1 protein-coding gene is annotated in these 2,543 nt (G+C 41.1%); it reads right to left on the bottom strand.

Annotated features, from left to right (window positions below):
* Positions 1-81: 81 nt before the first annotated feature.
* Entirely contained in the window at positions 82-1,950 is a 1,869-nt protein-coding gene (ltrA, locus tag F6K23_RS40085) for a group II intron reverse transcriptase/maturase (protein ID WP_293166731.1), read from the bottom strand.
* Positions 1,951-2,543 lie beyond the last annotated feature (593 nt).

Raw genomic sequence — 2,543 nt, forward strand, 5'->3', positions numbered from 1 at the left:
GTTAAACTAAGTCAGTTTGTTACCAAACCGACTCGTCTTCAGAACCGGACGTGAGACTTTCACCTCATCACGGCTCCTCTCTTAGACGTCCCTTGTCATGGGTACATCCTGCATAAGAGTTAGCATATCGTCAATCCATATGTAATTTTCAGGTAAGTCCTGTAACTTAAATTTTGGATATGTCTTTTTGTCTGATGCAGTTTTACTGTCGTGGCAATGTCGGTGCAACAGTTGTTTATTTTCATAAGTGTTGTCACCACCTTCAGACCTTGGTATTATATGGTCAACTTCAATTAGATCATTTGGTCTAAAGGTTAGTCCACAAGATGCGCATTTATTCTTTTGCCGTTTAAGTAGCGTTGTGACTTCTTTCCTTACGCCTGGATGTTTGCCAGTTCTACTACCCCAATAAGTCCAGTCGCCGTCATAAGGGGATTTATTACCTTTAACCTTGATATGCCGTATAATAGGAACATCTGAGTGTAGGTTTAGTATATATTCGCCATCGTTAAGTACCCAATTCCTGTTTTTCTTAACTTTGGGGAAATACTTTTTCTTTACCCATTTGGCCAGCTTATTGGGATGCCTTCTGTTTGCCCATCTCCATAGTCTTTTCCATAGGAGGTTGTCTATTTCACTGAACACCTCTTTACTGACTACGGCTGAGAAGTAGTTAGACCATCCTTTGATTACCGGATTTAATTTGGCTATTAAAGCCCTAACAGGAGCAGATTTGTTTGAATCACATATATCCGCCAATTTCCGATAATGAGTTTTTATACTCTTGGAAGATGGTTTAATCAGCGTCTTAAATCCTTGTTTGGCTGTCTTTACTTCCCATTGCCTGATTGTAAAACCTAAGAAATCGAATCCGGGTTTGTTTCCTTCATATTCTTCCAGGGTATGGGCAATTTTGGTTTTTTCTGGTTTTAGTTCTAATCCTACCTGGTTTAACCATTCCTGTATAACGGCTTTTGCTTTTAACACTACTTTGATATCTTCATGTAGGATAACGAAATCATCAGCATAGCGTACTAAGTTGAGACTATTTACCTTGTCTTGCCAGCATTGTTGATGACCTTTTTTATTTTTGAGGTCTATTGTTCTGGCAAATTGGTTTAATTGCTCCTCCATTCCGTGCAGGGCGATGTTTGCTAGTAGGGGACTTATTACCCCTCCCTGTGGTGTTCCTTCCACAGATTCTAGTAATTGATTATTATCAAGCACCCCAGACTTTAACCATTGTTTAATTAATCGTCTGTAGGGAGATTGACCTATCTTTCCTAGAAGTGCATCATGGTCAATTCGGTCAAAACATTTGGATATATCAGCATCTAGGACATATTTTGGCTTGCAATGGATACTGAGATAGATTGCCTCTATGGCATCATGTGTTGACCGTCCTGGTCTAAAACCATAACTGTTAGGTTCAAAGTTTGCCTCCCACTCTGGTTCCATTCCCAACTTAACCAGGGCTTGTAACGCTCGATCATACATCGTAGGGATGCCTAGTGGACGTTTTTCATTTTTCCCAGGTTTTGGTATATAGACCCTGCGGGTGGGACTTGCTTTGAGGTAACGTGATGAGAGTAGGTTCACCAAGTTCAATCGCTGCATTGGAGAAAGATTCTTAATTCCATCTATTCCAGCAGTTTTCTTTCCCTGGTTATCCTGTGTCACGCGCCTAACAGCTAGCAACCTAGCGTAATAGCTTTTTAAAAGAAGTTTTTGGTATCTGTGCATCTTGCGGAGTTCGCCACGGCTGGATGCTCTGTAAATCAATTTTTGTAATTTGAATACAGATTTCTCTACCTTCTTCCAATTTATATCCTTCCATTTCAGGTTAGGATTGATTGAAATTTGTGAAGGTATATCCTCTGTATCCCTTGCTACGCTTAAAAATGGTCTAGGGTTCCCTAGTTTTCTTTTCAGTGTCTGAGCTTTATTCATTACTATTCATTGCCTTACATTACGTCTAACAGTGGGTACGTCAGCATAAAGAGCTTTTTACCCAATCCTACTCTCCCTAAGACCTACGTCCAAAGCGTAGATTGACCTTGAATGGCTTCCTAAGTTATCGACCTATATTCTTAGGTGTCTTAGAGAGGTTTCCTCGTTCCCTTATTCCTTTATTACGACTGATTTAGTGGGGTAAAGTCTCCCGGAGGGTTCGATATGGTTGTTGGTAATCCCGAAATCATAAGACTACCCATAGACCCCCTGACTTTCGTCCGACATCCCATAGCTACCTTTGGGGTGGTTATACTTGACGAGAGTTTAATTACCTTCCTATTCGTCCACTTGTCAGCCTTTGCTTGCGGTATCGTTCCTGGTAACTGGTATTTTTCCGCTTTTAGACCAGCTTCATCAGTTTGATGTTCAGTCTCACCAATGTGGTCTATGCTGTCAACCCAACAACAGGGCGGATGGAATTTCACCACCAAGGTAATAAGAGTTATTCACAAGTCGAGGTGATCCTCCTGTATTGACTTGGAATGGCCATTTATACCCAGTTTCCTGGTTTAGTGGCCAACGAGTCGCAC

Origin of the sequence: Okeania sp. SIO2C9, assembly GCF_010672455.1 — a bacterium.
GTDB lineage: Bacteria > Cyanobacteriota > Cyanobacteriia > Cyanobacteriales > Microcoleaceae > Okeania.

Coding starts and splice junctions, on each gene's coding strand:
- ltrA (WP_293166731.1), bottom strand. CDS start 1,950: ATGAATAAAGCTCAGACACTGAAAAGAAAACTAGGGAACCCTAGACCA.